This is a genomic window from Bradyrhizobium sp. B025, assembly GCF_042257955.1.
Taxonomy (GTDB): domain Bacteria; phylum Pseudomonadota; class Alphaproteobacteria; order Rhizobiales; family Xanthobacteraceae; genus Bradyrhizobium; species Bradyrhizobium diazoefficiens.
The window spans coordinates 3,352,469-3,374,277 of record NZ_CP170150.1; the positions used below are offsets into that span (position 1 = coordinate 3,352,469).

14 protein-coding genes and 1 pseudogene are annotated in these 21,809 nt (G+C 60.7%); 14 read left to right on the forward strand and 1 reads right to left on the reverse strand.

Annotated features, from left to right (window positions below):
* The first annotated feature begins 24 nt into the window (after positions 1 to 24).
* The 10 genes and pseudogenes from ACE10W_RS15225 to ACE10W_RS15270 all read left to right on the forward strand — a co-directional run bounded on the left by ACE10W_RS15225 (position 25) and on the right by ACE10W_RS15270 (position 13,357).
* A complete protein-coding gene (locus tag ACE10W_RS15225; RefSeq protein ID WP_370204077.1) occupies positions 25 to 1,197 on the forward strand; it encodes an acetyl-CoA C-acetyltransferase in 1,173 nt (390 codons plus the stop codon).
* Between the two features lie 123 nt (positions 1,198 to 1,320).
* Positions 1,321 to 2,046 (forward strand): acetoacetyl-CoA reductase, encoded by a 726-nt coding sequence (gene phbB / locus ACE10W_RS15230; RefSeq protein WP_011086506.1) that lies wholly within the window; start codon positions 1,321 to 1,323, stop codon positions 2,044 to 2,046.
* A 68-nt stretch (positions 2,047 to 2,114) separates the two neighbouring features.
* Positions 2,115 to 4,391 carry an NADP-dependent malic enzyme gene (locus tag ACE10W_RS15235; RefSeq protein WP_161535365.1) on the forward strand — a complete coding sequence of 759 codons (2,277 nt, stop codon included), beginning with the start codon at positions 2,115 to 2,117 and terminating at the stop codon, positions 4,389 to 4,391.
* A 48-nt stretch (positions 4,392 to 4,439) separates the two neighbouring features.
* Positions 4,440 to 5,762, forward strand: coding sequence for an NAD(P)/FAD-dependent oxidoreductase (locus ACE10W_RS15240; protein WP_375762605.1), 1,323 nt, complete (start codon positions 4,440 to 4,442; stop codon positions 5,760 to 5,762).
* Between the two features lie 76 nt (positions 5,763 to 5,838).
* Entirely contained in the window at positions 5,839 to 7,230 is a 1,392-nt protein-coding gene (locus tag ACE10W_RS15245) for a cytochrome ubiquinol oxidase subunit I (RefSeq protein WP_304552433.1), read from the forward strand.
* A 5-nt stretch (positions 7,231 to 7,235) separates the two neighbouring features.
* Positions 7,236 to 8,231, forward strand: a complete 996-nt coding sequence (locus ACE10W_RS15250; RefSeq protein ID WP_304553763.1) for a cytochrome d ubiquinol oxidase subunit II — start codon at positions 7,236 to 7,238, stop codon at positions 8,229 to 8,231.
* Positions 8,224 to 10,119 carry an ATP-binding protein gene (locus ACE10W_RS15255; RefSeq protein ID WP_028170820.1) on the forward strand — a complete coding sequence of 632 codons (1,896 nt, stop codon included), beginning with the start codon at positions 8,224 to 8,226 and terminating at the stop codon, positions 10,117 to 10,119. Before ACE10W_RS15250 ends, ACE10W_RS15255 begins: the two co-directional genes overlap by 8 nt.
* Positions 10,112 to 11,488: a sigma-54 dependent transcriptional regulator gene (locus ACE10W_RS15260; protein ID WP_011086512.1), complete on the forward strand. Its 1,377-nt coding sequence runs from the start codon at positions 10,112 to 10,114 to the stop codon at positions 11,486 to 11,488. Before ACE10W_RS15255 ends, ACE10W_RS15260 begins: the two co-directional genes overlap by 8 nt.
* A gap of 317 nt (positions 11,489 to 11,805) precedes the next feature.
* Positions 11,806 to 12,609: pseudogene (locus tag ACE10W_RS15265) on the forward strand (PHA/PHB synthase family protein); the annotation flags it as partial.
* Positions 12,610 to 12,802: 193 nt separating this feature from the next.
* The gene (locus ACE10W_RS15270; RefSeq protein ID WP_369525344.1) at positions 12,803 to 13,357 is read left to right on the forward strand and encodes an alpha/beta fold hydrolase; all 555 of its coding nucleotides are present in this window, start codon (positions 12,803 to 12,805) and stop codon (positions 13,355 to 13,357) included.
* Positions 13,358 to 14,664: 1,307 nt separating this feature from the next.
* On the opposite strand, the gene ACE10W_RS15275 is transcribed toward ACE10W_RS15270, so the two are convergent.
* Entirely contained in the window at positions 14,665 to 15,495 is an 831-nt protein-coding gene (locus tag ACE10W_RS15275; protein WP_304552443.1) for an alpha/beta fold hydrolase, read from the reverse strand.
* 445 nt (positions 15,496 to 15,940) lie between these two features.
* On the opposite strand from ACE10W_RS15275, the gene ACE10W_RS15280 reads away from it, so the two are divergent.
* The 4 genes from ACE10W_RS15280 to ACE10W_RS15295 all read left to right on the forward strand — a co-directional run bounded on the left by ACE10W_RS15280 (position 15,941) and on the right by ACE10W_RS15295 (position 21,768).
* Positions 15,941 to 17,209 (forward strand): ABC transporter substrate-binding protein, encoded by a 1,269-nt coding sequence (locus ACE10W_RS15280; RefSeq protein WP_304552446.1) that lies wholly within the window; start codon positions 15,941 to 15,943, stop codon positions 17,207 to 17,209.
* A 65-nt stretch (positions 17,210 to 17,274) separates the two neighbouring features.
* Complete coding sequence (locus ACE10W_RS15285) at positions 17,275 to 18,144, forward strand: branched-chain amino acid ABC transporter permease (protein ID WP_035680415.1); 870 nt, start codon at positions 17,275 to 17,277, stop codon at positions 18,142 to 18,144.
* The gene (locus ACE10W_RS15290) at positions 18,141 to 20,681 is read left to right on the forward strand and encodes an ATP-binding cassette domain-containing protein (RefSeq protein WP_370204078.1); all 2,541 of its coding nucleotides are present in this window, start codon (positions 18,141 to 18,143) and stop codon (positions 20,679 to 20,681) included. The genes ACE10W_RS15285 and ACE10W_RS15290 overlap by 4 nt, the downstream gene beginning before the upstream one ends.
* A 19-nt stretch (positions 20,682 to 20,700) precedes the next feature.
* Positions 20,701 to 21,768, forward strand: coding sequence for a Gfo/Idh/MocA family protein (locus tag ACE10W_RS15295; RefSeq protein WP_304552453.1), 1,068 nt, complete (start codon positions 20,701 to 20,703; stop codon positions 21,766 to 21,768).
* Positions 21,769 to 21,809 lie beyond the last annotated feature (41 nt).

A 21,809-nucleotide genomic window follows, 5' to 3' on the forward strand; every position in this document is an offset into this window, starting at 1 on the left:
CACGGGCTATCAAGGGAGTTGGTCATGACGGATGTGGTAATTGTCTCCGCGGCGCGGACGCCAGTCGGTTCCTTCAACGGGGCGTTCGGCGCGCTGCCCGCACACGAGCTCGGAGCTGTCGCAATCAAAGGCGCCCTGGATCGCGCGAAGGTCTCGCCCGAGGATGTCGACGAAGTCATCCTGGGGCAGGTGCTATCCGGTGGTGAGGGGCAGAACCCCGCGCGGCAGGCCGCGATGGCGGCCGGCATTCCGCAGGAGAAAACGGCATGGGGCATGAACCAGCTCTGCGGCTCGGGCCTGCGGTCGGTCGCGCTTGGGCTGCAGCAGATCGTCAATGGTGATGCCAGGATCATCGTCGCCGGCGGCATGGAGTCCATGTCGATGGCGCCGCATCTGTCGCATCTGCGGAACGGCACCAAGATGGGCGACGTCAAGTTCGTCGACTCCATGCTGAAGGACGGCCTTATGGACGCCTTCCACGGCTATCACATGGGCGTCACGGCAGAGAACATCGCGGCCAGATGGCAGATCACCCGCGAGGAGCAGGATGCGTTCGCGACCAGCTCGCAGAACAAGGCCGAGGATGCGCAGAAGGGCGGCCGGTTCAAGGATGAGATCGTTCCGGTCACCGTCAAGACCAGGAAGGGCGACGTCGTCGTCGACCAGGATGAATATATCCGCCCCGGCACGACGCAGGAGTCGCTGGCCAAGCTGAAGCCCGCTTTCAACAAGGAAGGTTCGGTGACGGCGGGCAACGCTTCGGGCCTCAACGACGGCGCGGCCGCTCTGGTGTTGATGAGCGCGGACGAAGCCAGCAAGCGCGGCCTGGCGCCTCTTGCCAGGATCGTCTCGTGGGCCACGGCCGGCGTCGATCCGGCGGTGATGGGTTCGGGGCCGATTCCGGCCTCGCGCAAGGCGCTGGAAAAGGCTGGCTGGAGGGTCAAAGATCTCGACCTCGTCGAGGCCAACGAAGCCTTTGCGGCCCAGGCCATCGCCGTCAACAAGGACATGGGCTGGGATCCGTCGATCGTGAACGTGAACGGCGGCGCCATCGCCATCGGCCATCCGATCGGTGCATCCGGCGCCCGCGTGCTGACGACGCTGCTGTTCGAGATGCAGAAGCGGGGTGCGAAGAAGGGGCTTGCCACGTTGTGCATCGGCGGCGGCATGGGTGTCGCCCTAACGGTCGAACGCTAGAAGAGCAAAGCCGGTTTTTAGAACCGGAGAGAATCGCGGACGGCACCACGCCGTCCGCGAACGACAACGGCTGGCCGAGCGCCGGCAAATAGAGATTGAACCGACCAGGATCAGGAGGAGATCATGTCCAGAGTTGCGGTGGTGACCGGCGGAACGCGCGGTATCGGCGAGGCGATTTCGATCGCGCTCAAGGCGGCCGGCTACAAGGTAGCGGCGAGCTATGCCGGTAACGACGAGGCGGCTGCGAAGTTCAAGAGCCAGACCGGCATCAACGTCTACAAATGGGACGTCTCGAACTACGACGCCTGTGCCGCGGGTCTCAAACAGGTCGAGGCTGACCTTGGTCCGGTGGACGTGCTGGTCAACAATGCCGGCATCACCAAGGACGGCATGTTCCATAAGATGACGCCGGAGCAATGGTACGCGGTCATCAACACCAATTTGAACTCGCTGTTCAATATGACGCGGCCAGTGTGGGAAGGCATGCGCGAGCGCAAGTTCGGCCGGGTGATTTGCATCTCCTCGATCAATGGTCAGAAGGGCCAGATGGGCCAGGTCAATTATTCCGCCGCCAAGGCAGGTGATATCGGCTTCGTGAAGGCGCTGGCTCAGGAAGGGGCTCGCGCCGGCATCACCGTCAACACGATCTGCCCCGGCTATATCGCGACCGAGATGGTCAAGGCGATCAATCCGGAGATCGTAGCCAAGAACATCCTGCCCCAGATTCCGGTCGGTCGCCTCGGCGAACCACACGAGATCGCGCGCACGGTCGTGTTCCTCGCCTCCGACGATGCCGGCTTCATCACGGGATCGACGATCTCGGCGAATGGCGGCCAGCACATGATCTGAGGCCGCTTGAGAGCAGAGGGAGGCCGCGTATCGGCCTCCCGAACGAGGGAATCAAGTCGAGGGATACGATGGACCAGGATCTGAAGGAAGCCGCACTCGAATATCATCGCCTGCCGACGCCCGGAAAGATCTCGGTGGTGCCGACCAAGGCGATGGCCACCCAGCGCGATCTGGCGCTGGCCTACTCGCCCGGCGTGGCGGAGCCCTGCCTGGTCATTGCGGAGGATCCGTTGCAAGCAGATGTGCTGACGGCGCGCAGTAACCTCGTCGCCGTCGTCACCAATGGAACCGCCGTGCTCGGCCTTGGCAATATCGGCGCATTGGCTGGCAAGCCGGTCATGGAAGGCAAGGCGTGTCTGTTCAAGAAATTCGCGGGGATCGATGTCTTCGACATCGAACTCGCCGAGGAGAATCCTGATGCGCTGGTCGAGACGATCGCCAGGATGGAGCCGACCTTTGGCGGTATCAACCTGGAGGACATCAAGGCGCCGGAATGCTTCTACATCGAGAAGAAGCTCCGCGAGCGGATGAAGATCCCGGTCTTTCACGACGACCAGCACGGCACTGCGATCATCGCCGCGGCGGCGATCCTCAATGGACTGAAGCTGGTCAAGAAGGACATCGCCGACGTCAAGCTGGTGTGCTCCGGCGCGGGCGCTGCGGCGCTAGCCTGCCTCGATCTGATCGTGAGCCTTGGACTGCGCCGCGAGCGGATCATCGTGACCGATGCCAAGGGCGTCGTGTATGCCGGCCGCGCCGAAAGCATGGACGATAACAAGGCGCGCTATGCTGTGAAGACGGAGGCGCGCAAGTTAGATGACATCATTCAGGATGCGGACATCTTCCTCGGCCTGTCGGCCGGCAAGGTGCTGACCCCTGAGATGGTCAAGAAGATGACGCGCGATCCCCTGATCTTCGCGATGGCCAATCCGATTCCGGAGATCATGCCGGAGGACGCGCTGGCGGTCCGCCCCGATGCGATCATCGGCACGGGACGTTCGGACTACCCTAACCAGATCAACAATGTGCTGTGCTTCCCGTTCATCTTCCGCGGCGCGCTCGATTGTGGCGCGACGACCATCAATGAGGAGATGAAGCTTGCGACGGTGCGCGCGCTGGCGGACCTGGCCATGGCTGAGGTGCCAGAGGTGGTCGCCACAGCCTACAAGGGCGAGGACCTTCGCTTCGGCCGCAACTATCTCATTCCAAAGCCGTTCGATCCACGTCTCATCGAGATGATTGCGCCGGCGGTGGCTAAGGCGGCTGCCGATACGGGTGTTGCCAGGCGTCCGATCGTCGATATGGACGCTTATCGACAGAAGCTGAGCCGCTTCGTCTATCAGTCCGGAAATGCGATGCAGCCGGTCTTTTCGGTGGCGAAGGGGAGCGGAAAATCCCTTGTTCTGGCGGAGGGCGAGGATGAGCGCGTGCTGCGGGCCGCACAGGTCATCGCCGACGAGCGGATCGCAAAGCCGCTGCTGCTTGGCCGGCCGGCGACGATCGAACAGCACATCAAGGCCTTCGGTCTCCGGCTCAGACCCGGACAGGACTGCGAGATCATCGATCCGCACGATGCGCAGGTCTATTCCAAATGCGCCGATGTTTATCATGCGCGCAGGAAGCGCGACGGCGTGTCGGCGGCCCTTGCGCTGTCGGAGACAAGGAGCAACGCGACCGTGCTCGCCTCGATCCTGCTCGAGCGGGGGATCGGCGATGCGATGCTTTGCGGGGTGATCGGGCGAACCGCCGATCACCTGGCCGCGATCAAGAACGTGATCGGGACGAGGGACGATGTGCGGACCCTCGCCGTGATGCAGATGCTCATTCTCCCGCAGCATCAGCTGTTCATCTGCGACACGCACTGCAATCTCAATCCGACTGCCGAGCAGGTTGCTGACATCGCGTTGCTGGCGGCCGCCGAAGTTAAGCGGTTCGGCATCACGCCGCGCGTGGCGCTGCTTTCGCATTCGAGCTTCGGAAGCTCCGCGGTCCCGGAAGCGCACAAGATGCGGGAAGCGCGCACGATCATTCGCGAGCGCTCGCCCGACCTCGCGGTGGAAGGCGAGATGCGTGGAGATGCCGCGCTTTCGCAGTCGGTGCGTGACCACGAGTTTCCGGAGTCCGGCTTCGCAGGGCCTGCGAACGTATTGGTGATGCCCAATCTCGACGCCGCCAATATCTCCTACAATCTGCTGCGGATGGCTGCGGGGCAGGGGCTGACGGTCGGCGGCATTCTGCTTGGCGCGGCAAAGCCGGCGCACATTCTCACGCCGTCCTCCACCGTCCGCCGCATCGTGAACATGGCCGCTGTCGCAGCCGCGGATGCGGTGTCGGAGAGAGACTGATTGGAGATCCGGCTGGGCGGACTGTGAACACGATCGATCGAGGCCAACATGAGTGAGGCGCAATCGGGAAAACCCCGGGTCGTGATCGTCGGCGGCGGGGCGGGCGGTCTGGAACTCGCAACCCGCCTCGGCGACAAATACGGCCGCAAGGGCAAGCTCGAGGTCACGCTGATCGAGCGCAACCGCACCCATGTGTGGAAGCCGAAGCTGCACGAGATCGCCGCCGGAAGCATGGATATCGCGGCCCACGAGGTCGACTATCTCGCGCAGTCCTATTGGCACGGCTTTCGCTACCGGATCGGGGAGATGATTGGAATCGACCGGGAGCGCCGTCAGGTGCTGGTGGCGCCCTATCTCGATGCCGAAGGCCGTGAGGTGACGCCGAAGCGGAGCTTTGACTATGACGTCCTCGTCATCGCTGTCGGCAGCCAGAACAACGATTTTGGCACGCCGGGCGTCGCGGAGCACGCGATCAAGCTGGAATCGCAGGCAGATGCGAAGCGCTTTCACGAGCGAATGGTCAATGCGTGTATCCGCGCCCATGCCCAATCCTCGCCACTTGGGGAACACCAGTTGAAGGTCGCGATCATCGGCGCCGGCGCGACCGGTGTCGAGCTTGCGGCGGAGCTGCACCGGACGACGCGAGAAGTCGTGGCCTACGGGCTAGATCAGGTCGATCCGCAGAAGGACATCAGAATCACGCTGATCGAAGCCGCGGACCGGGTACTTCCCGCGCTGCCCGAACGGGTTTCAAAAGAGACGGAAAAGTTGCTCGTCAGGTTGGGCGTCAATGTGCTCGTGGGTGCCAAGGTCTCCGTAGTCGACTCCGACCATGTGAGCCTGACAGACGGGCGAACGATTCCCGCCGAACTGATCGTCTGGGCTGCTGGCGTGAAGGCGCCCGATTCCCTGAAGGAGATCGCAGGCCTCGAAACCAACCGCATTAATCAGCTTGTCGTACGGCCGACGTTGCAGGCCACGCGCGACGATAACATCTTTGCGATCGGCGACTGCTCGGCCTGCTCATGGGGCGACCGGGGCAACGTGCCGCCGCGTGCGCAGGCGGCGCATCAGCAGGCGTCCCACCTTTATTCGCAGATCCCGCGGCATCTGCGGGGCGAGGCAATCAAGGACTATCGCTACCGTGACTTCGGATCCCTGGTCTCGCTCGGCAAGTTCAGCACGGTCGGCTCGATGATGGGGGCGCTGGTGGGCGGCAGCCTGGTCTTCGAGGGGCTGTTCGCGCGGATGATGTACCTGTCGCTGTACAAGATGCACGAGCACGCCCTGCATGGTTCGGTGAAGGTAGCGCTCGACACGTTGGCCCGCCTGATCACGCGGCGGACCGAACCGCATGTGAAGCTCCACTGATTGCGGTCGCGGAGAGAATGGATGTCGTGTCGGCCGTTATGCACATGGCGCGGTGCCTGACCTGGAGAGGATGCTGATGGACGCCGTGTTCCTCGCGCGTATCCAGTTCGCCGCGAACATCACGTTTCATATCCTGTTTCCGTCGATCTCGATCGCACTGAGCTGGGTGCTGCTGTTCTTCCGCCTGAAGCATCTGCGCGCAACCGACCCGCAGCAGAAGGTGGACTGGCTTCGCGCCTATCGTCTGTGGACCAAAGTATTCGCCCTGACATTTGCGCTCGGGGTGGTCAGCGGCGTCACCATGAGCTTCCAGTTCGGCACCAACTGGCCGGGCTACATGGAGCGGGTCGGCAATATTGCAGGCCCGCTGCTGGGCTATGAGGTGTTGACCGCGTTCTTCCTGGAAGCGGGCTTTCTCGGTGTGATGCTGTTCGGCCACCGCCGCGTCGGCGAGATGATTCATCTGGGGGCGACCCTTCTGGTCGCGCTCGGCACGTTGATGAGCGCGTTCTGGATCCTCGCCCTCAATTCATGGATGCAGACGCCGGCCGGATACGAGATCGTCGACGGCCAATTCCATGCGAAGAATTGGCTGGAGATCGTCTTCAATCCATCCTTTCCTTATCGCTTCGTCCATATGGTATTTGCATCGTCGCTGACTTGCGCGTTCCTTTTGATCGGGATCAGTGCTTGGCAGCTTCTGAAGGGCGCTGCGACAACGAGCGTGTCGCGTGTGCTGCGAACGGGGCTTGTGTTCGCAGCGCTGGCGGCACCCGCACAGATCGTGGCCGGCGATTTTCACGGGCTCAACACGCTCGAGCATCAGCCGCAGAAGATCGCGGCCGTTGAAGGCATCTGGGAAACCACGCGTGGCGCGCCGCTACTGCTGTTTGCGATTCCCGACGATGCGACCCGGTCAAACCGTTTCGAACTGCGGGTGCCGAAGCTCGCGAGCCTGATCCTCCGCCACGACCCTGAAGGAGAGCTGAAGGGGCTGAACGAGTTTCCATCGGCCCATCCGCCGGTGCTGCCGCTGTTCTGGTCGTTCCGTATCATGGTGGGGACGGGCATCCTGATGCTGCTGGTCAGTTGGGTCGGCCTCTGGCGGCATTGGCGCGATGGTTGGGATTTTTCCCTTATGCCGCGACCACTGCTCAAACTGTTCGCGGGGATGACCTTCGCCGGGTGGGTCGCAACCATCGCAGGCTGGTACGTGACGGAAATCGGGCGCCAGCCCTTTATCGTATCAGGCCTGATTCGAACCAGCGAGGTCGTCTCGCGTGTTCCATCAGCTAGTATCGCGCTGACCCTGGCCATCTACGTGACGCTCTATGTCGGCCTGCTGGCGGCCTATGTCGGCGTGCTGAAATACATGGCGGAGAAGCCGGAAAAGGGCGCGGAGGCCATCATGTCGGAGGATTTTGCAGAGGATCCGCATCGCTATCGCAGCCGCGGAGAGTTCGCATGACGTTGATGTCCTTCGACGAGATGCTTCCACTGATCTTCATCGGGTTGATGGGCGTGTCGCTGCTCGTCTACGTCGTGAGCGACGGCTACGATCTTGGGGTCGGCATGCTCATGCACCGCGCGACGCCCGAGGAGCGCGATACCATGGTCGCGTCGATCGGCCCGTTCTGGGACGCCAACGAAACCTGGCTCGTGCTTGGCGTCGGTCTGCTGCTGGTCGCGTTCCCGAAAGCGCATGGGCTGGTGCTGTCGGAATTGTATCTTCCGACCGCGCTGATGCTGGTCGGCCTGGTCCTCCGCGGCGCAGCGTTTGATTTCCGGGTCAAGGCAAAGACCGGCCGGAAGGCAATGTGGGATCGCATGTTCATCGCCGGGTCGATGCTTGCGTCGGTATGCCAGGGCTGGATGCTCGGTCGCTACATCAGCGGCTTTGGCGACGGCTGGAACTATCCGATCTTTGCCGGCGCAATCGCCGCTGCGCTGCCGATGGCCTATGCGCTGCTGGGCGCGACATGGCTCGTGATGAAGACGCAGGGTGAACTGCAGGAGAAGGCGATCGAGTGGAGCAAGATCGCTTGGGCACCCATGGTCCTGGGCCTGATCCTGATCTCGATGGCAACGCCATGGATCAGCGAGACCGTCCGCGTCAGGTGGTTCACGCTGCCGGCGATCATCGCGGTGGCGGCGATCCCGATCACGTCCGGCGTTGCGCTGCTGGCAGTTCGCCTTCTGCTGGGGACGCCAGCCGTGCGCGGGGCACTGTGCTGGCTGCCCTTCGCGCTGCTGGTCCTGGTCTTCTTCCTGAGCTTCCTCGGGCTCAGCTACAGCATCTATCCGTTTGTCGTGATCGACCGGCTCACGGTCTGGCAGGCCGCCAGCAGCCCGGAGTCGCTGAAGGTGATCCTGATCGGGGTCTGCGTGACACTGCCGGTCATCATCGCCTACACCGGATTTTCCTATCGCGTATTCCGAGGCAAGGCCATAGAGTTGGACTATGCGTGAGCCGTCGTCCGCAGTGGCCGGTGCTCCACAGTTTGTGCTGGTTCAGGAGATGACGGAGCTTCTATCCCTGGTGAGCGTCAAGGGACCTGCCAAAGTCAGTTCGGTGGTGCCGGTTTCCACGCGTTGGCTCGTTCGTGGCGCATTTGCCCTCGCGCTGGTCGCCGCGGCGGCGTGGCTGGGATACATGGTCACGTTCCGCCGGGGACTGGACCATCTGCACGCCGCGGCCCAGCAGCGGCTGACCGTCGAGGCCGCGAGGCTCGACGGCTACCTGTCGAGATTTGAATATCTTCCGTCTCTCCTGGAGACATCGCCCAGCGTGTTCCGGCTGCTCGAGGCGCCCAGCGATCCTGCACTGCAGCAAAACGTCAGCTTGTATCTGAAGTCGATCAACCTGCTTGCGGGAGCCGACAATCTCTATGTCCTTGGCGTCACCGGCGCGACATTGGCCGCGGCTGATTTCGACCAGCCCGGCACGCCCTTCGGCGAAAACCTGTCGTATCGCCCCTATGTGAGCGAAGCGCTCTCGAATGGCCGCGGCGCCTTCTTTGGTGTCGGTATCACGACCGCGCGCGCCGGCTACTATCTGTCCTATGCGCTGAAGGACGGCGGAACGACAAAGGGGATCGCGACCGTCAAGGTCAATCTGGATTCGTTCGAGCGGGCGTGGCGCAGCACCGACAACGACATTCTTCTGGTCGACGAGCGCAAGGTGACGATCCTTGCCGCCCGCGACGAGTGGCGCTATCGCCCCATGGCGCCGCTTTCGGTTCCAACACGTGATGACATTGCGCGATTCAAACCCTACGGAAACCACGATCTTGTGCCACTTGGATGGACGCTCGTCGATCAATCTGAGAACGGCACGGCACGGATCATAGCGGAGAACGGTACCGCCTATACGGTCAGCGAGGTCCCAATCAACCGCGGTCTGTGGAAGCTCGTGCTTCTCGACGACGAGGCGCCCACGCGGCAGACCGCGCTCATCATCGGGATCATATCGGGTCTCGCCGCCCTCGTCGCGCTGCTGGCGCTTGGTCTTGTCGAGCAACGCCGCCGGGAGATCAAGCAACGCTTGGCGAGCCAAGCCGCGTTGCAGGCGGCCAACGACATGCTCGAGACCAGGGTGCAGGAGCGCACCGCCGAATTGCGGGCTGCGCAGGATGAACTCGTTCATGCCGGCAAGCTGGCAGCCCTCGGCCAGATGTCGGCCGGCATCGTGCACGAGTTGAACCAGCCGCTGGCGGCCCTGCAAACTGCCGCCGACAATGCGGTCCTGCTCGTTGATCGCGGATCGATTGGCGATGCTCGCGGAAATCTCACCCGAATTGGCGAATTGGTGCGGAGGCTCGGCCGCTTGACCAGCCAGCTCCGCGTGTTCGCGTACAAGTCGAGCAGCCCGCTTGGCGCGGTGTCCGTCGAGCATGCAGTGGCTGAATCGCTCAAGATATTGGCCGGGCGTGTCAAGGAGGGCGGTGTTGCCGTGGCGACAGAGATCGACGCTAAGCTCTTCGTCATTGCCGATCAGACACGGCTGGAGCAGCTGCTGTGCAACATCGTGGCCAATGCGCTGGATGCCGTGGAAGGTGTCGAGCGGAAGTCGATCCTGATCCGGGCGGGCAGGGAAGAGGCGCAGACCGTCCGCTGCCGCATCGTGATCAGCAACAGCGGGCCGACGATCGCCTCCGACGTCCTGCAGCGCATGTTCGAGCCGTTCGTGACGACCAAGCCCGCGGGAAAGGGGCTCGGCCTTGGCCTGATGCTTTCTAATCACATTGCACGCTCGTTCGGCGGCGAACTGCATGCGCGAAACCTGACGCCTGATGGTGCCGAATTCGTCGTGACCCTTCCATTGGCAGAGATAGCAGAGGCGGCCTCGCATGGGTGATGACCAATCGATCGGCGTGATCTATGTCGAGGACGACGACGACGTCCGGATCGGCGGCGTCCAGGCGCTCGAGCTCGCAGGATTTTCCGTTTCCGGATTTGCCTCGGTTGAGAGCGCCAGCGGCTCCGTTCGGGCAGATATGCCTTTTGTCGTGGTCTGCGATGTGCGCCTGCGCGGGCGTAGCGGTCTCGACTGGCTGTCCGATCTGCGCCGACTGGACCAGGATCTGCCTGTGATCCTGATCACGGGTCATGGCGATATTTCGATGGCCGTGCAGGCAATGCGGACCGGCGCTTATGATTTCATCGAGAAGCCCTGCTCCTCGGAGCAGTTGATCTCAGTGGTGCGCCGGGCGGCGGAGAAGCGGCGGCTGACGCTCGAGGTGCGATCGTTGCGGTCCGCCTTGGCGGACCGCAACGGAATCGAGGCGAGCTTGCTCGGCCGATCACCGCAGATCCAGGAGGTGCGCCGGCTCGTCTCCACCTTGGCGGCGACCAATGTCGACGTCACGATCTATGGTGAGACCGGAACCGGCAAGGACGTCGTCGCGCGCTGCCTGCACAATCACAGCGGCCGCCGCGGCGGCAATTATGTCGCGGTGAATTGCGGCGGTCTGCCGGAATCGCTGGTCGAGAGCGAGCTGTTCGGCCACGAGGTGGGCGCGTTCACCGGCGCCACCCGTCAGCGGATAGGAAAGATCGAATACGCCAGTGGCGGAACGCTGTTCCTCGACGAGATCGAGAGCATGCCGCTGAGCGTCCAGGTTAAATTGCTGAGATCGCTCCAGGATCGCTCGATCGAGCGCGTCGGCACCAACAAGGCGATCGCGGTGGATTGCCGTGTCGTGGCTGCGAGCAAGGTGAATTTGCTCGAGCTGAGCGAAAAGCGTCTGTTTCGTGCCGATCTGTACTATCGCCTCGGCGTCGCTTTCATCGAGCTCCCGCCGTTGCGCGAACGGCGGGAGGATATCCCGCTGCTGTTCGAGCACTTCACCCTGGATGCGGCGAGGCGGTTCGAGCGTGACGCCCCGATTCTGGACGAACAGACCATGTCTCACCTGCTGGCCTATTCGTGGCCGGGCAACGTACGCGAGCTTCGCAACGTCGCCGACCGTTTCGTGCTCGGTGTCCTCGACAGCAAGGCGGTCAATAAATCCGGTTTCGGTACGTCGGATGTGTCATTGCCGCGGCAACTCGAGAACATCGAGCGATCGATCATCGAGGACGCGCTCCGGCGCAAGCAGGGCGACGTCCAGGCAACGGCCGCGCTTCTCAGCATTCCGAAGCAGACGCTGTACGACAAGATCAAACGGCTCTCCGTGAATGTCGATGGCATCAGGGAGGGTGCGGCCGTCCGCTCCGGGTCCTGAGATCGCGGCGGACCGTGGGACGAACCGACCGGCCCGCCCATGCGGGCCCAGATAGCTAGCACGCTCTCGGTGCAGCCGAGGGCAAAGGGCGCCGGCAGAAGCCGCCCGTTATCGGAAGGCAACGAACCAATCAGATCTTGAGGAACGCCATGAATCGGCCATTCAACGTGCCTGATGAATTTGTCGAGGGCTTGTTGAAGGCGGGGGAAAGTCTGTGGCGATCGCTTGGGTGGGCACCGAACAGCGATCGCGACGGGGCGAACCTCGGCTCAGCCCTGAATTTATCGGGGCGTCTCGCCGAATTGCAGGCCGAGCACATGAAGCGGCTATACCAGCTCACCGAGCACGTCATCAAATCGGCCGCCGGCGTGCAAGGCGAAGGAGGCATTGAGCCTGCACGCGGCGATCGCCGGTTCAACGCCACGGAATGGCGGGACGATGCGGCCTATAGTCTGTTGAAGCAATGCTATTTGCTGAACTCGCGCTACTGCGTCGACTTCGTCGAGGCGCTCGATCTCGACGAGAAGGAAAAGCATCGACTGCGCTTCTTCACGCGCCAGCTCATCGAGGCGATGAGCCCGACCAATTTCCTGGCCACCAATCCGGATGTCATCAAGCTCGCGACGGACAGCGAAGGTCAAAGCCTCAAGGCGGGCCTGGAGAACCTGATGAGCGATCTGGGCAGGGGTAGCCTGACGATCACGGATGAGGAGGCTTTCGAGGTCGGAAAGGATGTCGCCGCATCCAGGGGCGCGGTTGTGTTCGAAAACGAGCTGTTTCAGCTCATTCAATACGCGCCTGCGACGGAGCAGGTGGCCGCCCGGCCTCTGCTGATCGTGCCGCCCTGCATCAACAAGTTCTACATTCTCGACCTCCAGCCGGCCAATTCGTTCGTTCGATTCGCGGTCGAGAACGGCTTCACGGTCTTCGTGGTTTCATGGCGCAACCCGGATGCCTCCTGTGGCCACATTCGATGGGACGACTACGTTGAGGATGGCGCCATACGCGCCATCGACATCGCCCGATCGATTTCGGGTGTAGACAAGATCAACGTCCTGGGTTGGTGTGTCGGCGGAACGATCTTGTCATCCGCACTCGCCATTCTGCGAACGCGCGGCGATGAATCGGTTGCCAGTGTGACGTTGCTGACGACCATGCTCGACTTCCGAGAACCGGGCGATCTTGGCGTATTCGTGGACGAGGAAGGGGTGCGGCAGCGCGAGCAGACGATCGGGAGGGAAGGCATCTACCGCGGCGCCGAGCTCGGCTTCGTCTTTCAAGACGCTGCGGTCGAAGGAGCTGATCTGGCCGAACGTGATCAACAACTATCTGAAGGGAAAGTCGCCGGAGCGTTTCGATCTGCTGTTCTGGAACGCGGATGTCACCAACCTTCCCGGACCGATGTATTGCTTCTACATCAGGAACATGTACCTGGAGAACAATCTTCGGGAGCCGAACCGGTTGACAATGTGCGGCACTCCTGTCGATCTGGCCCGGGTCGATCTGCCTGCTTACGTGCTGGCGACCGCCGAAGATCATATCGTGCCGTGGCGATCGGCCTATCGCACCACCGGCCTGTTCAGTGGCAACACCCGCTTTGTGCTCGGCGCCAGTGGGCACATTGCCGGCGTGATCAATCCCGCCTCCAAGAACAAGCGAAGCTATTGGCTGTCGGACCAGCGATGCGACGATCCCGCCGCGTGGCTTGCGAGCGCCGACGAAAGGCCGGGCAGTTGGTGGAACGATTGGATCGCGTGGCTCAAGCCGTGGGCTGAAGACCGGGTGCCCGCCCGGACGCAACTCGGCAGCAACCTCTATCCGCCGGGGGAAGCGGCACCGGGCCGATATGTGAAAGCGAAGGCGAACTGACATCGTTGAACGGTCATGGAACGATTGGAAGGTAGCGGGAGCGTTAGCCGTTCAAAGCGGTCGCTGAGCGAGGCGATCTCATCATCAGAAATGACTATGGGTTGCTCTTTGTACCGTTTGACGATTTCGATAGGTTACTAAAAGCTGCCACAGAAAAGTCCGAGCGGAGCGGAAGCAGATCTCGAACATTGTGGCGGGCGCGCAGGGATTCTTCTCTGCGCGAGCTGGGCTGCGAAGGTCTCGATTGAAGAGGGAAATTCGTGAGCAGAAATTATACTCACACCGCGAAGTGAGTATGACTCAGGCAGCTACAACCTCGATGTCCAAAGAAGCTTTGCCTGCACATGCACGCCTTGACCTCCGCCTGACGTGTGCACTGAGAATCCGAAGAAGCGATTTCCGCTTCCAATTCATGCAAATATCGTCCTAGAAGAGCCAAGCTACGGAAGCCCTCGTCAAACGAGAATTCTCAGTCGGTCTAATCACATAAAGGACTGATCGGAGTTGAAATACCTCAATAAGATTAACAGCTTAGGGCGCAAATTTGCCGTGGCCCCCATGATGGATTGGAACGAGAGCTCAAGTTTTTCAGATGGTTAGAAGGCTGCGTGTGCACGACGTGTGCACCGGAAGATCAAGAAAAATCTCACCACAGCCAACGTGCGCAGGCTTATGGCGCAAGAGTAGGAACAGCATTTTCGAGGATAGGAGGCCGGCGTGCGCAAATCGGACATCTCTGCGATCGGAGTGGTTGCCATTTCGATGCGTGCCGGCAGAACTCAAACCCGTGATGGTGGCGTCCAGGCCACGCCACCAAACATCGAGCGCCAGCTGCATCGTCAACGGCGTGAAACGCATCAACCGCACCGTCTACGAGGTAATGAGTAGACTGCATGGGCGCGATTGAGTGGGAGTAGCGCGGCCGGCCGGAATCGCGCAGTCCAGCGTAGTTTTGGGAAGCATGCTCGGTTAGTCTCGCCAATAGTCCGAACGAAGAGGGGTGCTTGGGATATATCCCAAGGACCCAGAAATCCATTGCGTCTTCACTTTGGCGTATCGCAGCGCGCTCGATCGTACAGAAAGTACTCTAGGCAAAGGGGACGCACGAACTGTTGGCGACACCAGGTGTCCTTGGAAAATCTGCTCTTCAGGAAGGTTCGCACAAAAAAAGCGGTCGGCTATAAAGCCGACCAGTTTGGAGGGTCCAGTGCAGGCAGCTCCCCGGGAGCAAGCTTGGCATTGCCTGGCAGCTCTAAAATGTGTGCGAGTACCTGTTTAATCTGCCTCTTCCGTCGGTACGGGCGCCCTTACGTTGGCTTCACAAGTTCGCGGGCGAGTTCGACCGGCATGTCCACCATGACGTCGTGTCCACAAGGCATTTTGGTAACACGCCAGCCCGGCAACCCGGCCACCTTCGCTGCGTAATAGCGGAACGGGCTTGGATCCCAACCCTCGGCCAAAATGAAGACACGCTCCTTTATGGTGGAGCCGGCTCCGGTTAGCAGCACTGGCATTTCAAAGGTCGCCAGTGCCTGAGGCACGCACCGCCGATCAACCCACGCGCGTTTCTGCTCGATGACCTTGAAACCTTCGGCCGGAGCAGGTGCCATCAGACCGCTGTTGTTCTTGATGGCACTTCCCCGAAATCCCTCAATGAAGGCCTTGAAGTTCTCGCGTGATAAAGCAACTTCGAGGCACTTATTCAGTGACTGCTCATGCTCGGGAATGAAGGCGTCCAGGTACACCAGTGTCCGGATTCGCGAAGCCATCCGGTCGGCGACCGCCGTTATCACCATCCCTCCATAAGAGTGGCCACAAAGGATCACGTCGGAGAGTTCCTCCGCCTCGATGACCCCACAGACATCACGAATGTGGGTCTCGAGCGTGACGTCCTGACCGTTGAGGTGCGCGCGTTCTCCCAAGCCCGTGAGGGTAGGGGTAAATACCGTGTGTCCCATGGAGCGAAGTTCACTGGCAACGTCACGATAACACCAGCCCCCGTGCCACGCTCCGTGCACGAGTACAAAGGTAAGCGGCGATCTGGTCTCCGCGCTCTTCGCGCTGTTTGAGCTCGTGAGCAGGGAGCCAGTGACAACGGCTCCAGCTACAGCGTTGCCGATCAACTGTCTACGATTCATGCGCGTTCACCTTCTGACTGAATGAAGTTCTCATAAGAGAACTAGTTCTTATACATGGACGAGGTCTGCCGCAATCTCAATTGCTTGCACACGTCGACGCTTTTGAAAACAGATTTGCCTGGATCGCAGCTTGAGCGTGCTTCTTCTCTCGGCAGCAAACAGGCGAGGTCAATCGTCCGCCGCCGCAGGAAAACAGCGATGAATTGCAGTGCAGCGCACTAGCGCCTCTTGGGGGGCTTATCCGCGAGCAAGCTGCGCCCATGCTTTACAAACATATAGACCAATTGGTCGTGAAATGCAATGTTTGTCGCGTCGGCAGTTCGTGCCACGTTGACTTCTTGCCTAGTTGTGCATATAGCAGAACACGTTCATATACAGGTACAACTAGCGCGGCCGTCCAAGAGCTCCAGAGAGCCGTAAGCGGAAACCAGTGAGGGAGGTAGTTATGTCGTCCAATTCGTTGCGCCATTTGACCAGGATTAATCGCCGAACCTTGATTGGAGGTGCGGGCGGCTTCGCGCTGGCTCACGCTGCGGCTTCGAAGCTTGGGATGCCCTACATTGGGAGTGCCGCCGCTGCGGATCCGATCAGGATTGGAATGATCTACGCCAAGACCGGAGCCGTGGCAGATCAGGCCGAATACATGGCGCAAGGTAGCTTGTTGGCTCTTGAGACCCGCAACAACACCCTTTTGGGTCGTCAGGCGGAGGTCATTTGGCTCGATGAGCCGACGTCACAAGCGGCGCAGCAAAATGCCGAGCGCCTGGTCGGCGAACATAACGTAGTTGGCATTGTTGGCGGCTCCTTAAGTTCGAGCGCGCTCGCAATATCCGCGGTCGCTAAAAAGGCGAAGATCCCGTTCGTCGCCGCCAACGCGGGGGCGATCGATCTAACCGGGCGGCTTTGCAACAGATACACTTTCCGCCTGCAGCCCCCGGCAGACGTTCATACCCGCGTTCTCGCGCCATATTGTGCGGGGCTTGGCAAGAAGTGGTATCTCCTGACTGCAGCTTTTGCTTTCGGGCAAGACATCAAGCGTTCTTTCACCGAATTCAGCGCGGCTAATGGAATCACGCTTGTGGGCGCCGATGAGGTCCCGGTCAACACAGCTGACTACAGCTCCTTTATCCTCAAGATCCGTGCCGCCAAGCCCGACGTCGTTGTGGGAGGGGTGCCGGGCAACGATATTTCCACGTTCCTGAAGCAGTGGAACGAGCTGGGCATGAAGGGCAAGATTCCGTTTGCGGAAATTGCTGTCGGCGCCACGGATCTCTGGGGCGTGGGTCCAGAAGCTGCGGACGGTCTGTTCACGATCAACTGGTACCACAAGAACCCCAAGAATCCGCCCGAAGAGCAAGCGATGGCGGCAACATATGAGCAAAAATACAAGCGTCCCGCAGCCGACAAGACCTGGATGGGATGGATGGCAATGAACGCATTGCTCGATTCGGTCGAGACTGCGAAAGCCACCGAGCCCGGAGCAATTGTGAACGCGCTCGAAAAGTGGGGCGTCCAGCGCGGCGGCGTAAAGGCGGGTTACCGCGCATTTGATCATCAGATGGTCAATCGTCTGCTCGTCGTCGGCATCAAACCCAAAATCACTGACAAATGGGACTACTTCGACATTCTCGCCGAGACGCCTTCGAATGACGCTGAGATCGAGAAGGTCTTCGGCGCGCAGGCCGAAAGCGCGTGCAAGATGGACGCGCTCTAGGTCTCGGGTGAGGGGGCGCCGCAGTTCCAGCTGGAAAGATGCGGCTCCTTCAATAGGAGCACTCAATGTTTGACTTGATCTTGTCTCAGGCCGTGAACGGTCTGGTTCTGGGATTTCTCTACGTTCTAATCGCCGTAGGACTCTCAGTCATTTTTGGAATGCTCGGCATCGTGAACTTTGCGCACGGCGCCTTCTTTGCCATCGGTGCATATCTTGCGTTGATGTTGAACCGGGATTTCGGATGGGGAGCGGCGTTGCTGGCGCCGTTGCTTACCGGTCTTATCGGCATGCTCGTCGAATTCGTGCTGATACGACGGCTCTACGGAAAGGAGCCGCTACTCGGTCTGATTCTTACGTTTGCGCTGGCCTTGTTTTTCGAAGCGATCCTTCGCCTGGTGTTCGGCGCCGCTCCTCTGCCTTTCAATCCGCCCAGATTCCTTGCCGGTTTCGTGGAATATGGTCCGGTGTTGATCACCAAATACCGTCTCGTCGTCCTGGCGGTGACGGTCTTCGCGCTCGTCGCGTTCTGGAGTTTTCTTGAATACACACCGTTCGGGCGGATTATTCGGGCTGGTTCGCGCGATGCGGAGATGGTTGGACTTCTCGGAATCAATCTTCCGATCGTCCTGAGCAGCGTTTTTGGCATCGGCTGCCTCCTTGCCGGTCTCGCGGGCATGCTTTCCGGTCCGCTGTGGACCGTCAATCCGTCGATGGCCGCGGGCGCGATCATGCCTGCCTTCGTCATAGTCACTATCGGCGGTCTGGGTTCGTATGCCGGAGCGATCATTGCCGGCGTCCTTGTCGGCGTAGTGACTGCGATGACCATTCAGTTTTATCCCGATTGGTCCAGTGCAGCGATGTACGTCCTGATGGCAGTCATCTTGCTGGTTCGTCCGCGCGGCCTCTTCGGCGAAAAGTGGGAAAGGTTCGAATGAAAGTCCGCACGCTCTTGCGAGATCCCGTTGTGTGGGTCGCCGTCGTTCTCAGTGCGTTGACCGGCCTGTGGCTCGGGCTCGGTGCGCCAGTTTCTCTCGTCACACAAATTGCGATATATGCGCTCTATGGAACTGGAGTAAATCTGCTGGTCGGTTATACGGGCCTTGTTCCGTTCGGCGCGTCCGTCTTCTTCGGTGGTGCCAGCTACGCGGCAGCGTTTCTTCTTCTCTCCGGGGGGGGTAACGAATTTGCCGCGCTGGCGTTGTCAATCCTGTTCTCGATCCTGCTCGGGCTGGCTATCGGTGCGATCATCTTGCGTCGCAAGGGGCTGTATTTTTCGTTGCTGACCCTGGCTTTCTCGCAGATCGCATTCGAAATCGCGTTTAAATGGACCTCGGTAACCGGCGGTGAGAATGGCATTCAGGGCATCCCGCGCGCCAATTTTGCCAAGGATACCTCGTTCCATGTCTTTGTGGTTGTGACCGTGGTTGTCGCCATGTGGCTCATATGGCGACTGGCGCACGCACCATTTGGACGCGTACTTCAGGCCGTGCGAGACAACGAGCAGCGTGCGAGCAGTCTGGGCTATAACGTCTACCTTGTCCGTCTCGGCTCCTTCACGCTCATGGCCGCGGTCGTCGGCTACGCTGGTGCTCTTCTGACCGTTATGCTCCAAGGTGTCTATGCTGACAATCTGAGTTGGCAGCATGCGGGTGACAGCTTGCTGATGACGGTCCTCGGCGGCGTACATCATTTTCTCGGCCCGCTCTGGGGCGCAATCGCCTTTATCATTTTGGAGAACAGGCTGTCGGCGCTTACCGAGAACTGGTGGCTGATGTTTGCGCCAGTGCTGATCCTGTTCGCGTTGCTATCGCCCGAAGGCATCCACGGTTTGGCGCAACGGATGACGCGTCGCCAGCGTTGGACACTCACGGACAACGCAATTCCGCCCAGACCTCACGCAATTGAACCCTACGAAAGCGCGGCGTTGGCAATCGACGCGACTAGGCCGCTCCTCGAAACGCGGAAGCTCTCGAAGAATTTCGGTAGCCTCGTTACCGCCAGGGAGATCGATCTCCAGATTCGACCCTTTGTGCTTCACAGCATTATCGGCCCAAACGGAGCTGGAAAGACGACCCTTTACAACATGCTCACAGGGGTGTTGCCGGTAAGTGGCGGCCAGATATTGTTCGAGGACAGGGATATCACGAACCTGCCGATCCACGCCCGCGCGCGTCTCGGAATCAGTCGTTCGTTCCAGATTCTATCAATCTTCCCGAACCTGAGTGTCTTTGAGAACGTGCGAGTAGCCGTGCAGGCTCAGCGTCACGGCCTGGGTGGATTGTTCTTCGACGCTCACGGTATCACGGCTCTGAACGACAGAACGTGGTCCATTCTTGATGCCGTGGGTTTGGTCGAGCGGGCGGCGGATCTGGGAGCGGAACTCCCCCACGGAGCGAAGCGGCTGCTTGAGATTGCCGTGACCCTCGCAATCGACTCGAAGCTGCTCTTGCTTGACGAGCCGCTTGCTGGTTTGGCGGAAGCCGATCGGGTCGTTGTGGCCGACTTGATCAAGAAGCTCTCGGAAAAGCACGCGGTGCTGCTCATCGAACATGACATCGACAGAGTGTTGGCCATCTCGGACCGTATCTCGGTTCTGCATCAGGGACGCATTATCGCGGATGGTAAGCCGGCAGACGTGGCCAAGAATCCGGAAGTGGTCGCAGCCTATCTGGGCGCCAGCAGGGGAAGCGAGGCGCAAGCGCGACCAACGGTCGAGCGGCTTGCCTGCGTCCCGGAGTCCAGGCTGCTGGATGCCCAGGGCGTTGCTGCGGGTTATTCCGGGAGCACGGTCCTCTCCGGGGTGAACCTTGCGATTCATGAAGGTGAAGCGGTCGCGCTTCTCGGCCGCAACGGTGTCGGCAAGACGACCTTGCTCCGAGCGCTCACGGGTAGCTTACCGTCGAGCGCGGGTACGGTCACGTTCAACGGCGCGACACTCAACGGACTGAAGCCGTATCAAATCAACAGGCTTGGTATTTCGCTTGTTCCGGAAGGGCGCCGTCTGTTTCCGAACCTGACTGTTTTGGAGAATCTTCAACTCGCGATGCGGCCGGGTGGCATCGGTATCGCGGAGGTGTTCGAGCTATTTCCGCGCCTTCGGACCCGTCAAAAGGCGAGGGCGGAGAACCTGTCCGGAGGTGAACGCCAGATGGTGGCCATTGCCCGTGCGCTCGTTGTTCCCAGCAAGCTGATCTTGCTCGACGAGCCGTTCGAGGGCCTCGCGCCGGCCGTCGTGAGTGAAGTGATGGAGGCGCTCGTCAAACTGCGCGGGAAGATTGCGATGATCGTGGTTGAGCATCATGCGGAGACCGTACTCACCATCGTCGACAGGGCGTACGTGCTCGTCAATGGCGCTGTCGCGTTCGAAGGAGCGGCCCGGACATTGGCGGAAGACCATGCACTTCAAGCGAGGCTGCTCGGTGTCGTCCAGGATGACGCGTCGGCTGCTGTCGCCAGGCAAGCAATCGCGTAATCAAGTAAGGAGAGGTTAAATGGCTTCAGAGCGTATCGGCATCGTCGGCCTGGGCACGATCGGAAAGGCACATTGGAAGGTAATCCGGGAGTCATCGGAGACGACACTGGTTGCCATTTCTGACCCGACGCCCTCAGCCCTAGAGTTCGCTCGTGCCGAAGCCGTGCCTGCATATGCGGATTACCGCGACATGCTGGAGAAGGAGAAGCTGGACGGCGTGGTTGTGGCCGTGCCGAACGCGCAGCATGTGCCGGTCTCGCTTGCCTGTATCGAGCGAGGCATTCCAGTTTTGGTCGAGAAGCCCGTGGCCGACGAAGTCGAGGCCGCTCGCGAAATGTGCAGGGCCGCAGAAGCGCGGAACGTGCCAGTTCTGGTCGGCCACCATCGCCGTCACAGTACCGCCGTGCAGCGGGTGCGTCAGGCCATTCGTGATGGTCTCATTGGGCGACCAGTCACGGCGACGGTCATGTACAATCAACTGAAGACGGCGAGCTATTTTGATCTTGATTGGCGGCGGCAGGCCGGTGGCGGACCCATCCTGATCAACCTCATTCACGAGATTGACCTGATCCGCTTCATATTTGGTGAGATCCGCTCGCTTCAGGCCCTGAGTTCGAATGCGGTGCGCGGGTTCCCCGTTGAGGACACTGCCGCGGTGCTCTTGCAGTTCCACAGCGGCGCCATAGCAACGATCAGCATTTCAGATACCGCCGTTACCCCGTTCTCGTGGGATCTGGCCTCGGGCGAATTCGATCTGATGCTAGGAACTTCGGACCGGATGAAGCGGCAGAAGGTCAGTTCGCATGTATTTGCCGGGACGGAAGGCTCCGTGACGCTTCCGACGCTCCAGTACTACAATTATCACGGCGCGGTCGAGCCCGGCTGGCGGAGCGATCTCAATGCAGAGACGCTGATGGCTGAAAGCGGTGACACTTATGTCCGCCAGATCGAACATTTCGCCCGAGTGATACGCCGCGAGGAAGCTCCGCTTGTGTCGGGTCTCGATGGGGTCCGTACGCTCCAGGCGACGCTGGCCGTGAAGGACGCGGCAGCGTCAGGCCGGACGATTGTTCTGAGCGAACAGTGAGCGAAGCCGTACCTGGTCGGCTCCCATCCTCAAGGATCAAG

Excerpts from the sequence above, each read along its gene's own strand:
- ACE10W_RS15245 (WP_304552433.1), top strand. The coding sequence starts at position 5,839 with ATGGACGCCGTGTTCCTCGCGCGTATCCAGTTCGCCGCGAACATCACG.
- ACE10W_RS15235 (WP_161535365.1), top strand. The coding sequence starts at position 2,115 with ATGGACCAGGATCTGAAGGAAGCCGCACTCGAATATCATCGCCTGCCG.
- ACE10W_RS15285 (WP_035680415.1), top strand. The coding sequence starts at position 17,275 with ATGTTTGACTTGATCTTGTCTCAGGCCGTGAACGGTCTGGTTCTGGGA.
- ACE10W_RS15225 (WP_370204077.1), top strand. The coding sequence starts at position 25 with ATGACGGATGTGGTAATTGTCTCCGCGGCGCGGACGCCAGTCGGTTCC.
- ACE10W_RS15240 (WP_375762605.1), top strand. The coding sequence starts at position 4,440 with ATGAGTGAGGCGCAATCGGGAAAACCCCGGGTCGTGATCGTCGGCGGC.
- ACE10W_RS15260 (WP_011086512.1), top strand. The coding sequence starts at position 10,112 with ATGGGTGATGACCAATCGATCGGCGTGATCTATGTCGAGGACGACGAC.
- ACE10W_RS15275 (WP_304552443.1), bottom strand. The coding sequence starts at position 15,495 with ATGAATCGTAGACAGTTGATCGGCAACGCTGTAGCTGGAGCCGTTGTC.
- ACE10W_RS15295 (WP_304552453.1), top strand. The coding sequence starts at position 20,701 with ATGGCTTCAGAGCGTATCGGCATCGTCGGCCTGGGCACGATCGGAAAG.
- phbB (WP_011086506.1), top strand. The coding sequence starts at position 1,321 with ATGTCCAGAGTTGCGGTGGTGACCGGCGGAACGCGCGGTATCGGCGAG.
- ACE10W_RS15250 (WP_304553763.1), top strand. The coding sequence starts at position 7,236 with ATGTCCTTCGACGAGATGCTTCCACTGATCTTCATCGGGTTGATGGGC.
- ACE10W_RS15255 (WP_028170820.1), top strand. The coding sequence starts at position 8,224 with ATGCGTGAGCCGTCGTCCGCAGTGGCCGGTGCTCCACAGTTTGTGCTG.
- ACE10W_RS15280 (WP_304552446.1), top strand. The coding sequence starts at position 15,941 with ATGTCGTCCAATTCGTTGCGCCATTTGACCAGGATTAATCGCCGAACC.
- ACE10W_RS15290 (WP_370204078.1), top strand. The coding sequence starts at position 18,141 with ATGAAAGTCCGCACGCTCTTGCGAGATCCCGTTGTGTGGGTCGCCGTC.